The organism is Vreelandella titanicae BH1, from assembly GCF_000336575.1.
Classification (GTDB): Bacteria; Pseudomonadota; Gammaproteobacteria; order Pseudomonadales; family Halomonadaceae; genus Vreelandella; species Vreelandella titanicae.
This window is the reverse complement of the sequence record NZ_AOPO01000009.1, coordinates 143,889-159,439: the sequence shown is the minus strand read 5'-3', so window position 1 is coordinate 159,439 and position 15,551 is coordinate 143,889. Positions and strand designations below refer to the sequence as shown.

14 protein-coding genes and 1 pseudogene are annotated in these 15,551 nt (G+C 55.5%); 5 read left to right on the top strand and 10 right to left on the bottom strand.

Annotation, left to right across the window (positions count from 1 at the left end; genetic code table 11):
• Position 1 precedes the first annotated feature (1 nt).
• The 5 genes from rng to HALTITAN_RS16350 all read right to left on the bottom strand — a co-directional run bounded on the left by rng (position 2) and on the right by HALTITAN_RS16350 (position 4,627).
• Entirely contained in the window at positions 2 to 1,465 is a 1,464-nt protein-coding gene (gene rng, locus HALTITAN_RS16370) for a ribonuclease G (RefSeq protein ID WP_009287771.1), read from the bottom strand.
• Positions 1,466 to 1,536: 71 nt separating this feature from the next.
• Positions 1,537 to 2,118 (bottom strand): Maf family protein, encoded by a 582-nt coding sequence (locus tag HALTITAN_RS16365; RefSeq protein WP_039859775.1) that lies wholly within the window; start codon positions 2,116 to 2,118, stop codon positions 1,537 to 1,539.
• Complete coding sequence (gene mreD, locus HALTITAN_RS16360; protein WP_022523947.1) at positions 2,115 to 2,603, bottom strand: rod shape-determining protein MreD; 489 nt, start codon at positions 2,601 to 2,603, stop codon at positions 2,115 to 2,117. The genes HALTITAN_RS16365 and mreD overlap by 4 nt, the downstream gene beginning before the upstream one ends.
• On the bottom strand, positions 2,603 to 3,565 hold the full coding sequence (mreC, locus tag HALTITAN_RS16355; protein ID WP_009287769.1) for a rod shape-determining protein MreC: 963 nt from the start codon (positions 3,563 to 3,565) through the stop codon (positions 2,603 to 2,605). Before mreC ends, mreD begins: the two co-directional genes overlap by 1 nt.
• 24 nt (positions 3,566 to 3,589) lie before the next feature.
• On the bottom strand, positions 3,590 to 4,627 hold the full coding sequence (locus tag HALTITAN_RS16350) for a rod shape-determining protein (protein WP_007114671.1): 1,038 nt from the start codon (positions 4,625 to 4,627) through the stop codon (positions 3,590 to 3,592).
• Between the two features lie 229 nt (positions 4,628 to 4,856).
• Between HALTITAN_RS16350 and gatC the strand changes: the two genes are divergently transcribed.
• The 3 genes from gatC to gatB all read left to right on the top strand — a co-directional run bounded on the left by gatC (position 4,857) and on the right by gatB (position 8,143).
• The gene (gene gatC / locus HALTITAN_RS16345; RefSeq protein ID WP_022523948.1) at positions 4,857 to 5,144 is read left to right on the top strand and encodes an Asp-tRNA(Asn)/Glu-tRNA(Gln) amidotransferase subunit GatC; all 288 of its coding nucleotides are present in this window, start codon (positions 4,857 to 4,859) and stop codon (positions 5,142 to 5,144) included.
• A gap of 84 nt (positions 5,145 to 5,228) precedes the next feature.
• Positions 5,229 to 6,689, top strand: a complete 1,461-nt coding sequence (gene gatA, locus HALTITAN_RS16340) for an Asp-tRNA(Asn)/Glu-tRNA(Gln) amidotransferase subunit GatA (RefSeq protein ID WP_039859774.1) — start codon at positions 5,229 to 5,231, stop codon at positions 6,687 to 6,689.
• A complete protein-coding gene (gatB, locus tag HALTITAN_RS16335) occupies positions 6,689 to 8,143 on the top strand; it encodes an Asp-tRNA(Asn)/Glu-tRNA(Gln) amidotransferase subunit GatB (protein ID WP_009287767.1) in 1,455 nt (484 codons plus the stop codon). The genes gatA and gatB overlap by 1 nt, the downstream gene beginning before the upstream one ends.
• 54 nt (positions 8,144 to 8,197) lie before the next feature.
• Here the strand turns inward: gatB and sixA are convergent, their stop codons facing one another.
• The 4 genes and pseudogenes from sixA to HALTITAN_RS16315 form a co-directional block, all read right to left on the bottom strand.
• Positions 8,198 to 8,680 (bottom strand): phosphohistidine phosphatase SixA, encoded by a 483-nt coding sequence (gene sixA / locus HALTITAN_RS16330; protein ID WP_027959073.1) that lies wholly within the window; start codon positions 8,678 to 8,680, stop codon positions 8,198 to 8,200.
• A complete protein-coding gene (locus HALTITAN_RS16325) occupies positions 8,673 to 9,818 on the bottom strand; it encodes an NAD(P)H-dependent glycerol-3-phosphate dehydrogenase (RefSeq protein WP_051052091.1) in 1,146 nt (381 codons plus the stop codon). Before HALTITAN_RS16325 ends, sixA begins: the two co-directional genes overlap by 8 nt.
• A 129-nt stretch (positions 9,819 to 9,947) precedes the next feature.
• A pseudogene (gene htpG / locus HALTITAN_RS16320) lies at positions 9,948 to 11,881 on the bottom strand (molecular chaperone HtpG).
• Positions 11,882 to 12,032: 151 nt separating this feature from the next.
• Positions 12,033 to 12,365 carry a YkvA family protein gene (locus HALTITAN_RS16315; RefSeq protein WP_022523954.1) on the bottom strand — a complete coding sequence of 111 codons (333 nt, stop codon included), beginning with the start codon at positions 12,363 to 12,365 and terminating at the stop codon, positions 12,033 to 12,035.
• A gap of 139 nt (positions 12,366 to 12,504) precedes the next feature.
• On the opposite strand from HALTITAN_RS16315, the gene HALTITAN_RS16310 reads away from it, so the two are divergent.
• Positions 12,505 to 14,454: a transglycosylase SLT domain-containing protein gene (locus HALTITAN_RS16310; RefSeq protein WP_009287765.1), complete on the top strand. Its 1,950-nt coding sequence runs from the start codon at positions 12,505 to 12,507 to the stop codon at positions 14,452 to 14,454.
• Between the two features lie 35 nt (positions 14,455 to 14,489).
• On the opposite strand, the gene HALTITAN_RS16305 is transcribed toward HALTITAN_RS16310, so the two are convergent.
• Positions 14,490 to 15,146, bottom strand: a complete 657-nt coding sequence (locus HALTITAN_RS16305) for a LysE family translocator (RefSeq protein WP_009287764.1) — start codon at positions 15,144 to 15,146, stop codon at positions 14,490 to 14,492.
• A gap of 133 nt (positions 15,147 to 15,279) precedes the next feature.
• On the opposite strand from HALTITAN_RS16305, the gene HALTITAN_RS16300 reads away from it, so the two are divergent.
• A complete protein-coding gene (locus HALTITAN_RS16300) occupies positions 15,280 to 15,483 on the top strand; it encodes a cold-shock protein (protein WP_007114660.1) in 204 nt (67 codons plus the stop codon).
• Positions 15,484 to 15,551 lie beyond the last annotated feature (68 nt).

Sequence of the window (15,551 nt, the reverse complement as noted above, 5' to 3'; positions counted from 1 at the left end):
GTTACATCAGCACAATATCGTACTGCTCTTGGGAGTAGTGTTGCTCAACCTGAAAACGGATCGTTTTATTGATAAACGTCTCCAGGTCAGCCACTGCCGCTGACTCTTCATCTAGTAAGCGGTCAACAACGGACTGCGATGCAAGCACCATATAAGTTTCAGCACTGTAGGCACGCTCTTCGCGCAGAATCTCACGGAAAATTTCGTAGCAGACAGTCTCAGGCGTTTTAAGTGTGCCGCGCCCACTGCAGGTTGGGCACGCTTCACACATCGTTTGCTCTAGGCTCTCCCGGGTGCGCTTGCGGGTAAGCTGAACCAAGCCAAGCTCGGTAACACCGGTACACTTGGTTTTAGCGTGGTCGCGCTCTAAGGCTTTTTCCAATACTCGCAACACTTGCCGCTGATGCTCAACATCGTTCATATCGATAAAGTCGATAATGATGATACCGCCCAGGTTGCGCAACCGAAGTTGGCGGGCAATCGCCGTGGCCGCCTCAAGGTTGGTTTTGAAAATGGTCTCTTCAAGGTTGCGGTGACCCACATAGCCGCCGGTATTAACATCAATGGTGGTCATTGCCTCGGTGGGGTCAATCACCAGATAACCACCGGATTTCAGCTGCACCTTGCGACCCAAGGCTTTCTGGATCTCATCCTCGACACTGTAGAGATCAAAGATGGGGCGCTCACCTGGGTAGTACTCAATCCGCTCAACGGCATCGGGCATAAACTCTTCGGCAAACTCGACCAGTTTGACGAAGTTTTCCCGCGAGTCGATACGCACTTTTTCAATATCGTCGCGCATTACGTCGCGCAGAGTGCGCATAAAGAGCGGCAAATCATCATAAATGACGCTTTGTGGCGTCGCGGTGACTTTACGCTCACTCACCTTACGCCACAGCCGCAACAGAAAGTGCATATCGCCTTTTAGCTCTTCGTCACCTACGCCTTCCGCGGCAGTTCGGACAATAAAGCCACCCGTCACTTCCAGCGTCTGCTCCGCCACGCTGTTATCCAGCAGGGCTTTTAAACGCTCGCGTTCACGCTCATCCTCGATGCGTTGCGAAACGCCGTGATGCGGCGAGTCAGGCATATACACCAAATAGCGGGAAGGGATCGAGAGGTGCGTGGTTAAGCGCGCACCTTTACTTCCAATAGGGTCTTTGGTCGCCTGCACCACCAACGCCTGGCCTTCATGAAGCAACTGGCCGATGGTCTGCTGCTCATCGAGCGGCGTGCCGGGTGGCATCACTTCGTGGGCATGAATAAATGCCGCCCGCTCTAAGCCAATATCAACAAAGGCAGCCTGCATACCAGGCAACACACGCACTACTTTGCCTTTGTAGATATTGCCCACGATGCCACGCCGACGGGAACGCTCGATCAGTGCCTCTTGCAAAACGCCATTTTCAACCAGCGCGACGCGGGTTTCCATTGGCGTTAAATTGATGAGAACTTCACCGCTCATGCAAAATTCCTTGTTGGTTGACGTATTCCTTGCCAGCGATACAGGCGGCGTTGCCCTCTATATCTAGAGAATTAAACACGCTGCCAGATAGGAACTCCCTGTCGGCATAGCAAGTGCGTCGTCTCATACAGCGGTAGCCCTACCACTGCTGAGTGACTGCCTTGAATCTGTTTTACAAATATGGCGGCTAACCCCTGTATTGCGTAGCCACCAGCCTTATCAGCAGGTTCACCCGTGCGCCAATAGGCAACGATTTCATCAGCGCTTATCTCACGCATTGTCACCTGAGTAGTCACGCAGGAGGAGAGCATACCTTCTGGCCCACTTATCGCCACAGCGGTAAGCACCTCGTGGCACCGCCCCGAAAGCAGCCGCAGCATCTCGGCGCCCTCCTCAGCATTCGCTGGTTTACCTAGGATACGCCCATCGACCACCACAGCGGTATCTGAACCTAGGATAGGCAAGTGGGTAAAAGGGGCTGCTGCCTCGGCTTTGGCAACTGCTAAGCGCTGCACATACGCTTGAGCCGACTCACCCACCTGCAGTGTCTCATCAATATCACAAGGGTGAACCGTGACCGGAACACCAATGGATGCCAGCAAAGCTCGACGGCGTGGAGAGGCAGACGCTAAACACAAAACAGGCGCAGTCATGAAGCAGCCAACCGACGTTCTAATGCCTGGAACATCGTCGCTAGCCATGGCCATAGCAACGCACTGATCAGCGCGGGAATCAAAAAGGCTAAATGAATCGAAAAATCACCCACGATAGTGCGTAGCCATTGAGCGACTAGCTGCATCAAGCCCAACAGCACCAACACCAGCGCTGACTGCTGTACCAGTGAATAAGCACGGAAGCGGGGATAGACCAGCGCACACAGGAAGGCCAGCAATGCATAAATAAGCGCATGCTGGCCCAGCACGGTGCCTTCAATTAAATCCATCAAAATCCCCAGCACAAAGCCATGAAAAACGCCGACTCTGTCGGGTGTGCGCATACACCAGTAGATCAGCATCAGCCCTAACCACTCGGGGCGATATACCTGCCAGCCATCGGCCAGCGGCATCACCTGCAAGCAAAGAGCCAAGACCAAACTAAACCAAATAATCACTAGCGGAACAATCGGTGCTCGTGGCATCAGGGCACCTCTTGAGATGATGCATTTGAGTCGCGCAACGCATTGTTGGGGCTTGTTGAAAGCTGGAGTGAAGAGCGCAAGGCCTCTGCGGAGATATCCAGCGTCTCATCCCAGGCATGTTCTTCTACCTCCTCTCGCGGGGGCGGAAAAAGTAGCAAGAAATGACGCGAGCGCTGCAGTTGAGCCATCGGTTCGGCCGTCACGCGAGCAAAAGGCTGCCCCGGATCGTGAAACACCTCGGTGACTCGCGCCACGGGGTAACCCGGAGGAAAGCGTCCAGCCAAGCCCGATGTGGTCAGTAAATCACCTTCACGGATATCAGCCGTATCAGGTACGTGCATCACATTAACGCTGCTGTAACGCCCCGCCCCTTGGACGATAAAACGTAAGCCATTGCGGTTTAACTGAACCGGCAACGCATGACTGGCATCAGCTAACAGCAGTACCCGACTTGAGTAGGCAGAGACCGCGGTAATTTGCCCCACCAAGCCCGAGGCATCAATCACCGGCTGCCCCACGTAGGTGCCATTGCGATGGCCGCGATTAATCACCATCTGATGACTAAAGGGGTCGTTATCAAGCGACAACAGTTCGGCGGTGATATAAGGAATATCACGCCGCTTCGCGGCTTTTAGCAATTCGCGCAGCTCGCTGTTTTCCGCGGTCAAATTCGCCATTCGCTGACCACGATGGGAAAGGGTGAGAATCTGCTCACGCAGGCGACGGTTTTCATCCACCAACGCCTGCTGATCGGAGAGCGCAAGCGACCCCCAATTCAACAGGTCGCTAGGCACACTGACGACCCATTGAATAGGAGCAACGACCATCGACATTTGCGCGCGCACTTTCTCCATACGCGTGAAATGCTGGTCGACAAACATCAATGCACTGGCGGCCAAGACGCAAAAAAACAGCCGGTAGCCCGGCAGTGGCCCGTGCGAAAACAGCGGTTTAATAGGCAATCCCCCCGCAATTAACCGCTGCGATTAGTCGCTCGACAGCAACTCAAAGGTGTGCTGATCAATCATCTCCAGCGCCTTACCACCGCCGCGAGCAACGCAGGTCAACGGGTCTTCGGCAACAATTACCGGCAACCCTGTCTCTTCAGCGATCAGCTTGTCCAGGTCTCGCAACAGCGCCCCACCGCCCGTTAGCACCAAGCCTCGCTCAGCGATGTCGGATGCCAACTCAGGCGGTGACTGCTCAAGGGCGCTCTTAATTGCGGCCACGATAGAACCCAGGGTTTCTTGCAATGCTTCCAGGGTTTCGTGGGAATTGAGCGTGAAGCTGCGTGGAATGCCTTCGGCCAGATTACGACCGCGCACGTCAATTTCGCGCAGTTCGCCACCGGGGTAGGCGCAACCAATCTCTTCCTTGATGCGCTCGGCTGTCGCTTCGCCTATCAGGCTGCCGTAGTGACGACGTACATAGGCGGTAATGGCCTCATCAAAGCGGTCGCCGCCCACCCGAATCGATTCGGAGTAGACCACGCCGTTGAGTGAAATAATCGCGATTTCAGTGGTACCACCACCGATATCCACCACCATCGACCCCTGCGCTTCATCAACCGGAAGGCCAGCGCCAATTGCCGCCGCCATGGGTTCTTCGATCAAGAACACCTCGCGGGCACCTGCCCCTTCGGCAGACTCACGAATCGCCCGACGTTCTACTTGTGTTGACATGCAAGGAACGCATACCAGAACGCGTGGACTGGGGGTTAAGAAGGTGCTTTGGTGAACTTTACGGATAAAGTGCTGAAGCATCTGCTCGGTGACGGTGAAGTCGGCAATAACGCCATCTTTCATCGGCCGAATCGCGGTAATATTGCCGGGCGTACGCCCCAGCATTCGCTTGGCATCAGTACCAACTGCCGCGACGCTGCGCATATTGCCAGACTGGCGGATAGCAACCACGGACGGCTCATCGAGCACGATACCGCGACCGCGAACATAAATCAGTGTGTTGGCCGTACCCAAGTCGATCGATAGATCGCTGGAAAACAGCCCCCTCAAACGTTTAAACATGGATGTTGTTACCTAGTGCAGACCGGGAACCCTGTGCGGATGCAAACGGTATCACCGCAACCCCCTGGCAGCAAGCACGAGTCGCGCCTAACACTGCCCGTTAAGGCCAAGATGTGGTACCTTTTGCGGCTATTTTCCACGTCTGCAACACAAGACGTTTTTTTGATATCGGTATGTATACCGCTTAAAGCCGATTATGTTCCATCACGTTTATGAGGAAATATCGATCATGGCGCTTGAAGAATCTCATGTGCGCCGGGCCGCTCACTTGGCCCGACTCGCTGTCAGCGATGACCAAGCCAGCGGCTTTGTAGACGACCTAAGCCGGATTCTGGACATGGTCGACCAGCTACAAAGCCTCGATACTGAAGGCGTTACGCCGCTCGCCCATCCGCTAGATGCGACCCAGCGACTGCGCGCCGATGAAGTGACGGAAACCAACCAGCGCGACACGTTTCAGCGCTGTGCTCCGGCAGTGGAAAATGGCCTGTATCTCGTGCCCCGCGTCGTTGAATAAGTACGCTGAGTAACAACGCACGAATATTTAATCAAGCCACCACTATTGCCTCTTTTTTTCTCCCCTGAACGGAGCTTCTGGGTCATGTACGAGAAAACCTTAACGCAACTCGCCGCCGCGCTAAAAAGCGGTGAGTTCTCAAGCCGCGAGCTGACCGCTCACTATTTGCAGCGTATCGAACAGGCTGACGGCAAGCTGAATAGTTTTATCAGCGTGACCGCCGAGCAAGCGCTGAAACAGGCTGAAGTAGCCGACAACGCCCGAGCGGCGGGCAACGCCGGGCCGCTGGCAGGCATTCCCCTAGCGCTCAAAGATATTTTTTGCACCCAGGGCGTGAAAACCAGCTGCGGTTCAAAAATGCTGGATAATTTTATCGCCCCCTACAACGCCACAGTGGTTGAAAAGCTCAACGCGGCGGGCACGATCAGCCTGGGCAAAACCAATATGGACGAGTTCGCCATGGGCTCCTCCAACGAAAACAGCTACTACGGCCCGGTCAAAAATCCCTGGGATCTGACAGCGGTGCCCGGCGGCAGCTCCGGCGGCAGCGCAGCAGCAGTCGCGGCTGGTTTGGTGCCCGCCGCCATGGGTACTGACACCGGCGGCTCGATTCGCCAGCCCGCGGCATTTTGTGGCATCACCGGTTTAAAGCCCACCTATGGTCGTGTGTCGCGCTTCGGCATTATTGCCTACGCCTCAAGCCTTGATCAGGCTGGCCCCATGGCGCGCAGCGCCGAAGATTGCGCCCACCTACTGGGTGTTATTGCGGGCCATGACGGCCGCGATTCCACCAGCGTTGCCCGCGGCGTACCCGACTATGTGGAAGGCCTCAATGCCCCCCTCTCGGGCCTCAAGATCGGGCTTCCCAAAGAGTATTTCGGCGATGGTTTAGACCCTGATGTCGAAAAAGCCGTCCGTGAGGCGGTAAAAGTTTACGAATCCCTAGGCGCGACGGTTCGTGAGGTCAGCCTACCGCATACCCACTATGCGATTCCGGCCTACTACGTGATCGCCCCCGCGGAAGCCTCTTCCAACCTGTCCCGCTACGACGGTGTGCGTTTTGGTCACCGCTGCGACAATCCCAGCGATTTGATCGATCTCTACACACGTTCGCGGGCTGAAGGCTTCGGCGAAGAAGTTAAACGACGCATCCTGATCGGCACTCACACGCTCTCTGAAGGCTTCTTTGACGCCTACTACACCAAAGCCCAGCAGGTGCGCCGTTTGATCCGTCAGGACTTCCTGGACGCCTTTGAAGACGTCGACGTGCTGATGGGCCCCGCCTCGCCTACCCCCGCGTTTGACCTGGGTGCCAAGAAAGATCCGGTGTCGATGTACCTGCAGGATATCTACACTATCGCGGTGAACCTAGCGGGCATTCCCGGCATCAGCGTGCCGGCGGGTTTGGCCGGTGGCCGCCCCGTTGGTCTCCAGATTCTGGGCACCCACTTTGCCGAAGCGCAGCTGCTTAACGTCGCTCACCAGTTTCAGCAAGCGACCGACTGGCACTTACAACGTCCTGCCTTTGCCGAGGAGTACGCCTAATGCAATGGGAAACCGTGATTGGGCTTGAAGTCCACGTTCAGCTCGCAACGCGTTCAAAAATCTTTTCCGGTGCCTCAACGGCGTTTGGCGCCGAGCCAAACACCCAGGCCTGCGCGGTGGATTTAGGCCTACCTGGCGTGCTGCCAGTGCTCAATGAGCAGGCCGTGGCCATGGCCGTGCAGTTTGGCCTGGCGGTGCATGCGGATATCGCCGAAGTCTCGGTGTTTGACCGTAAAAATTACTTCTACCCCGACCTGCCCAAGGGTTATCAAACCAGCCAGATGTACCATCCCATCGTCGGCCCTGGCGATGTTGAGATTACGCTGGAAGATGGCAGCACCAAGCGTATCCGCATTCACCATGCCCACCTTGAGGAAGATGCCGGTAAATCGCTGCATGAAGATTTTCACGGCATGACCGGTATCGACTTGAACCGTGCTGGCACGCCGCTACTGGAGATCGTCTCCGAGCCGGATATGCGTAGCGCCAAAGAGGCCGCGGCGTATCTCAAAGCGATTCACTCGATCGTTACTTACCTGGGCATTTCCGACGGCAATATGGCGGAAGGCTCCATGCGTTGCGACGTTAACGTCTCGGTACGCCCCAAAGGTCAGGAAGCCTTTGGCACCCGCGCTGAGATTAAAAACGTTAACTCTTTCCGTTTTGTCGAGCGCGCCATTGCCTTTGAGGTTGAGCGACAAATTGAGCTGATCGAAGATGGCGGCAGCGTGGTTCAAGAAACCCGCTTGTTTGACCCAGACCGTGATGAAACCCGCAGCATGCGTACCAAGGAGGAGGCCAACGACTACCGTTACTTCCCCTGCCCTGACCTGCTGCCGGTGGTACTTGACCAAGCCTACCTGGATCACCTGCGTGGCCAGTTGCCCGAGCTGCCAGCAGATAAGCGTGAGCGCTTCCAGAACGAGCTGGGGCTGTCTGCTTATGACGCCAATGTCATCTCCGCCAGTCGCGATATGGCCGAATTCTTTGAAGCGGTGCATAGCGAGTGCGGCGATGCCAAACAGGCAGCTAACTGGGTACAAGGTGAACTTTCCGGGGCGCTTAACCGCGAGAACCTGAGTATTGCCAATAGCCCGATCTCAGCCCGTCAGCTAGGCGAGCTGATCAGCCGCGTACTGGATGACACCATTAACGGCAAAGCCGCTAAAGAGGTTTTTCAGGCGTTGTGGAATGGTCAGGGTGAGTCCGCCGATGAGGTGATTGACGCAAAAGGCCTCAAGCAGGTGACCGACACCGGCGCCATTGAAGCAATGATCGATCAAGTGATTGCCGACAGCCCCGCTCAGGTCGCCCAGTACTGCGACTCGGAGCCGGAAAAACGCGGCAAAATGATCGGTTACTTTGTTGGTCAGGTGATGAAGGCGTCGCGCGGCACCGCCAACCCACAGCAGGTGAACGGCTTGCTAAAAGAGAAGCTCGACGCGCTGCTGTAAAACCCAAAAAAACGGCTGCCTAGGCAGCCGTTTTTTTAATGACACACATTTGAACTAGGCCAACTGGCTGGGTTGGGTAAATCGCTTCAACTGCGCGCACCCAGCGGCCCACACATCGGCTTCAAACTCGGCGATGGCGGCGGTAGGGAAGCCAAGCCCCTGAGCAGGGCTGCCCTCTACTAACAACCCCGCCAGTTCGCCTACCAGCGGCATATGGCTGACCAGCATGATCGGCGCACCTTCAGGCTGTTCAAGCAACCAGTCGCTTACTGCATGGGGCGAGTCATCCGGAGTGATAAAATCCAGCGTTTCCAGCGAGGCTCCCAGCGCATCACATAGCGTTTGCGCGGTTTGCTGCGCGCGAGAATAGGGGCTGGCATAAATTTGCGGCATAAACAGCTCCCCATCAGCCACGCGCTCAGTCAGCCAACGGGCCATTTTTTTGACCTCCTGCTCACCATGAGGCGTTAATCGACGCGCTTGGTCGGGATACCCCGGTGCGGCCTCAGCGTGGCGCATAATCAACACATCAGGCATTCCTGTCTCCCTTGTCCTTAGAAACCTGGTTCTTAGAAACCTGGTTCTTAGCAGCGTGGTTGTGAGGAGCTTGGTCTCGATGGGCCTGCTGTACGGCTTCACGGGGCAGAATAAACTCTACATCGCTACTCTGCTCACCCATCATAAGGGTGCGCGCCATCTCCTGGGCGGGCACGCCGTCAAACAGCACATGATTGAGACCTTCCGCCAACGGCATATAAACACCCATTTCACTCGCTTTAGCGCATACCAGTTTAACGGTGTTTACCCCTTCTGCGACCTGGCCAAGGGCATCAACCGCCTCTTCCAACGTACGCCCTTCGCCCATGGCGTAGCCAACACGATAATTACGCGACAGGTTAGACGAGCAGGTAACGATCAAATCCCCCACCCCCGCCAGTCCTAAAAAGGTCATTGGGTTAGCCCCCTGGGCAACGGCAAAGCGGCTCATTTCGGCTAAGGCGCGAGTCATCAGCATACTGCGGGTGTTTTCGCCCATGCCCAGCGCCGCCGCCATACCGGCGGCAATCGCATAAATATTTTTCAGTGCACCACCCAGTTCAACACCATGACGGTCATCGCTAGCGTACACACGAAAGTAACGGCAACCCAATACTTGCTGTACGCGGGTGCGGGTAAGCGGGTCAGCGCTGGCAATCACGGTAGCAGTTAACTGCTTATCGGCAATTTCAGAGGCCAGATTTGGGCCCGCAATCACGCCAATGTGACTAAAACCCGTTTCCTGCTCGAGTACTTGGCTCATCAGCAGAAAGCCCTTCTGCTCGATCCCCTTAGTGGTACTGACCAGTATCTGCTCGGGTCTCAACCACGCTTTCGCCGCCTGCACAACGCTGCGAAAGGCCTTTGAAGGAATAGCGATGAGTACAAGCTCCGCATCGGCCAGCACGGCTTGGAGGTCGGTTGAGGCTTTCACTGCCGGATTCATTGCATAGTGGGGCAGATAACGACCGTTACGGTGCTCTTGGTTGATTTGTGTGACCAGCGTTTCGTCACGCATCCACTGACGAACGCGGGCACCATTATCGGCGGCAATGCTCGCTAGCGCCGTACCAAAACTACCGCCTCCCAGCACCGCTACGTTGGTTGTCACTGGGACATTGGTTTGCTGCTCAGCCATGACGATATCCTGATCGTTAGTCTCTTACATTTACTGGGTACTTTAGCATCTTCACCCATAGCATCTTCACTAACAGATGCGGCCCGCTTGGAAATCCAAGCGGGCCGCATGTCTGACGTTATTGGCTCATTAAGCCGTCAAGACGCTATTCAGACGTTTCACGTAGGCAGCCGGGTCATCCAGATGGCCGCCCTCTGCAATAATTGCCTGATCGAGCAGGATGTGGGCTAACTGTCCAAATTGATCGCCTTCAGCCCCTTCCAAACGCGCTACCAGCGCGTGGCTAGGGTTAAGCTCAAGAATCGGCTTCACCTCGGGCAGCGGCTGACCGGCGGCTTCCATAATGCGGCGCATCTGGTAGCCCATTTCATGCTCGGGTAGCACGACGCAGGCCGGTGAATCGGTAAGGCGGTGAGTCACTTTTACCTCTTGAACACCATCGCCCAGCGCTTCTTTTACGCGCTTCACCAGTTCCTCTTTGGCTTTAGCGGTCTCCTCCTGAGCTTTTTTCTCTGCTTCGTCTTCCACATCGCCAAGATCAAGCTCGCCCTTGGCCACATCAGCAAAGGTTTTACCGTCGAATTCAGTCAGATGGCTCATCAACCAGTCATCGATACGGTCAGACAACAGCAGAACTTCGATGCCTTTTTTGCGGAAGATCTCCAGGTGAGGGCTGTTTTTCGCCGCATTGAAGCTATCAGCTACGACGTAATAAATCTTCTGCTGCCCCTCTTTCATGCGCTCGACATAGTCTGCCAGCCCGTGCTCCTGGGCAGCCGTATCGGTATGGGTTGAGGCAAAGCGCAGCAGACCAGCAATTTTTTCCCGATTAGAGGGGTCTTCGCCCGGCCCTTCTTTCAACACGCTACCAAAGGTATTCCAGAACGTCTGGTACTGCTCTTTATCTTTGGCCAGCTTCTTCAACATATCCAAACCGCGCTTAGTAAGCGCCGATTTGATCTTATCAACATTGGGATCCTGTTGGAGCAGCTCACGGGATACGTTTAGCGACAGTTCGCGGGTATCCAGTACGCCTTTGATAAAGCGCAGGTAGAGCGGCAGGAACTGTTCGGCATCGTCCATAATAAAGACACGCTGAACGTAGAGCTTAACGCCCCGGGCACCGTCGCGCTCAAACAGGTCAAAAGGTGCCCGACCCGGTACATAGAGCAGGCTGGTGTATTCGAGCTTGCCTTCGACCTTGTTGTGGCTCCAGGTCAGCGGGTCAGAGAAATCGTGGGCAACGTGCTTGTAGAACGCCTTGTACTCATCGTCGGAAACCTCGCTCTTGGGACGCGACCACAGCGCCGTCGCCTCGTTAACGGTTTCCCAGGTAGTCACTTCACTACCCTCGATAGGATTGCCCTCGTCGTCCTTCGCCGTTTCTGTTTTCGGCATGCGCACGGGGACTTCGATATGATCCGAGTACTTACGAACCAAGCCCTGCAGCCGATAGTCGTCAGCAAACTCTTTGGCGTCCTCTTTCAGATGCAGAGTGATTTCTGTGCCGTGCTGAGCACGCTCAATATCGGCAACGGTAAATTCACCTTCCCCTTTCGAGCGCCACTCAACGCCTTCTGAAGCGTCTGTACCCGCCTTGCGGGTGCGCACCGAAATTTCATCAGCGACGATAAAACCCGAGTAGAAACCAACGCCGAACTGACCGATTAGCTTGGCGTCTTTCTGCTGCTCACCAGAGAGCTGCTTGAGAAACTCAGCGGTACCGGAACGCGCAATGGTACCCAAGTTGGCGATCACGTCTTCCCGGTTCATGCCAACGCCATATCACGTAGGGTGATAGTGTTGGCATCGCGGTCGTGTTCGATTTCAATGCGTAGTTCGCTGTCGCCTTCGTAGAGCGCATCGTTATCGAGAGCCGCGTAACGTAGCTTATCGCAGGCGTCGGCGGCGTTTGAGATAAGCTCGCGTAAGAAAATCTCCCGGTTAGAGTACAGGGAGTGAATCATCAAATTCAGCAGTTGCTTAACTTCCGTTTGAAAGCCTAGCGTTTCTTCGTGGTTAGCCGATTTATCAGTCGCTTGTTCGTGGGTAGCTGTAGTCATGCGCTTAGCCCTTATCAATCACGTTGAGTCGCATCCCTCTGCGTGTACATGCAATGGGATAAAATGGTTTCGTGGAGTAGATATGGGGATAGGCAGCGATTTTTCAAGCAGCCTTGATCAAGAAGCCACTGGGGGTAGCAAGCCGCTGGGGTCAAGAAGGCGTCATATCGGGATCGGTATATTTCCAGGCTCGATAGCCTTCCAGGCGCTGATCGATACGATTGAGCAACCAGCCGACAATCAGCACGTCATCCACCACGCCGATTAGCATCAGAAAATCGGGTATCAGATCGAACGGCAGTACCAAATAACCCAGCGCTAATGCCATCATGCCGAATGCCGACCAGGGAATAGGCCGAAAATCGCCACGCATGACGTCTCGCGTCATGGGGATAAACAGTTTTAATGCGCGCACTATACGTTTTGTCGCCCAAACGCGTGATTTGAGTCGACGCAGCAACGACCAAGTGGATAATGGGGCCATAGGTAATTAAATCCTTTTAGTATCTGGGCTGTCAGATCATGACGGCTAATATTCGTTCAGTATAGCGGTTGCACCGCAAACTGCGTGGGCTGCTCCCGAGCCCCGATTAAGTGACACCGATTTACAGAGAGAGAGCACCATGTTGGTTTCGCCATTTCGCCATACCGCCCGCGTGCTGTGTACAGCACTACTGGCGGGATTACCTGCACTTTCGTGGGCCGCATCCGATAGTGAGTTACGCGATGCCCTCGCTGCTGCCCGCGAGCAGCAGTGGGCACGGGTCGATGAGCGCTCAATTGAAGACCACCCGCTGCGTGGCTATGTGGAGTACCACCGCTTAAGGGGGCAATTGCCTAACGTGGCTCCTGAAAGGGTGCATCAATTTATCGACCAGCACGCAGACTCTCCTCTAGCAGGGTGGCTGCGTGGTCAAGCGATCGCAAAGTATGGCCATGCGGGCCGCTATAGCGACCTGCTCGCAGTGGCCGATGGCGAGCCTGCGGGCACGGTTCGCCAGTGCTACTACTACACGGCGCTGCTAGATGAGCAGCCTCAGCAGGCGAGCGAAGCGGGGTTGGCTTTATGGCGCGTAGGCAGCTCGCAGCCTAATGCTTGCGACCCGCTATTTGCACGCCTGCGGGCCAATGGCACTATTGATGCCACAGCTATTTGGGAGCGTAAAATGCTCGCCTGGCAGGCGAGAGAAGCGCGCCTATCGAGCTATCTTGGTGGGCTATTAAGCGGTCAGTGGCAAACCGCTCTAGAGACGGTGGATAGTGTCACAGCACGCAGCAGCGCCATTACCCAGGCGCCCAGCTGCCTAGGCCCCGAGTGTGCCGCCACGGCAAGCTTCTACCGGGCCGCCATGCAGCGCTACACCCGTGAAGATACGCCTGCAGCCTTTGCCGCCTGGCAGACGCTCTCGTCGCGTTTAAACCTGCTGCCCAGTGACCGTCAAGCTATTGAAGAAGAACTGGCTTTTTACGCCCTGGTGCGCAATGTACCGGGCACGCTAAGCTGGGTTGACAGCGTGCTACCGAGCCTGGAGAGCGAGCGCGTATTAGAGCTGCGTGTCCGCCATGCCCTGGCTAGCAGGGACTGGAACGGAGTGCTCTACTGGATTGCCGAAATGCCCGCTATCCAGCAGGAGAATAGTCGTTGGCAGTATTGGCTGGGCCGCGCCAATGAGCAGCTTGGCAATCAGGAGGCCGCCGAAGCACGCTACCAACAGGCTGCGCAGGATCGCAGTTTTTACGGCTTTGCAGCAGCAGAAAAGCTCGGCCAACCCTATCAATTGAATCTTGAACGCAATCATTTTGACGAAGCGTCGCGTCAACGTATTGCCCAACTACCCGCCGTTCAGCGCACCGAGGCCTTGCTACGCATTGGTGAGGATGGTCTCGCCAACAGTGAGTGGCTGCACGCGGTGCAGAGCGGTTCGCCGCAACAGGCACGAGCGCTAGCCGACTATGCCGCTCAACAGCAGTGGCATGCGCGCCTGGTGCAAACCACCATTGCCGCTGAAATGTGGGACGCCTTGGATTGGCGCTTCCCCCAGGCCTACCACGACAGCTTTCAACATTGGGGCCGTCTCACCGGCGTGGATCCATACCTATTGATGGCCATTACCCGGCGTGAAAGCGCTTACAACCCTAACGCCCTTTCACCCGCAGGGGCGCGTGGATTAATGCAGCTAATGCCCGGTACCGCCAGCCAAGTCAGTCGCGAATTGGGCATTAGCGATCCTGGCCCCTACGGCGTTCTCGACCCAGAGCTTAATATTCGCCTGGGCAGCACCTACCTGCGCGACAAGCTGCAACGCTACCAGGGCAATCGACTGGCCGCCGCAGCGGCTTATAATGCGGGCCCTGGCCGCGTCGATCAGTGGCTGGGCGATGGCGTAGAGGCCTTTGATCTCTTTGTAGAGAGCATCCCCTTCCGCGAAACCCGCGACTACGTGCAGGCGGTGCTTAGCTATCGGGTGATTTTTGAAAGCCTCGCTAACGGTGGCAGTAGCGAAGGCGTTTCACTGCTTAGCGATAACGAGCAGCAGGTACGCTACGACCGAGCCCTGCTGGCCCGCCGCTAAGCCCTTCTCTACCTACCACATTACCAGCGTCCGGTTTATACCGGGCGCTGTGTTAATGCCAGCCGAATACCAAACACCACCAATACACTGCCCGTCACGGCATTAAGCGCTTGCGCAAAACGTGCGTTAGCCAACCATTTGCCGGCGCTTCCCACCATCATGACCACGCTGATTTGCCAAATATTGGCGATGATAAAGTGCACCCCTGCCAGCCATAGCGACTTCAGTAGCGCAGGATCCCCAGGAGCAATGAACTGAGGCAAAAAAGCCATGTAGAACACTACGGTTTTGGGATTCAACACATTGGACAAAAAACCCTCTTTGACCGGCTGCCAGCGCGAAACGGCAGGCACGCCTTCTAACATTCCATTAACCGGCAGTGGCTGGCCTTTCCGCGCCGCTAATAAGCTGGTAATGCCCAGCCATATTAGATAGCCCGCCCCCACCAGTTTCAGCATATGAAACGCCCAGGCCGATTGCAGCAGGATAAGCGAAATACCCAATGCAGAAATCGTGGCATGTACAAACAGACCGCAGCAGATAGCCAAACTCGTGGTGATACCATCACGGATGCCTCCGCGTGCCGTGTTACGTATCACTAGCAGCGTATCGACACCGGGGCTTATCGTCAGCAACGTGATCGCTACCAAAAAGGAAATAAACTGCGCATCAATAAAACCTAACTGCATCATTTGTGCTTGCTCGCAACCAAATAAAAAATCTTAGGAATGTCGCTGGACGACAGCCGTGTTTACATCTAGAGTAATTGTAGCGGGTGGACAATAGAGTTGCCCGTGATTACTAAGCACGTTAAGGAAATAGAAAATGGCAACTGGCACTGTTAAGTGGTTCAACGACACTAAAGGCTTCGGCTTCATCTCTCCTGATGACGGCGGAGACGATCTGTTCGCCCACTTCTCCGAAATTCAAGCTGAAGGCTTCAAGACCCTGCAAGACGGTCAAAAAGTCAGCTTTGAAGTGACTCAGGGTAAAAAAGGCCTTCAGGCTTCCAACATCCGCCCAGCTTAATTGCTAACGGATGGACAAAGGCCCGCAAACGCGGGCCTTTTTTATTGCCTGACTATTGGCTAAAGAGA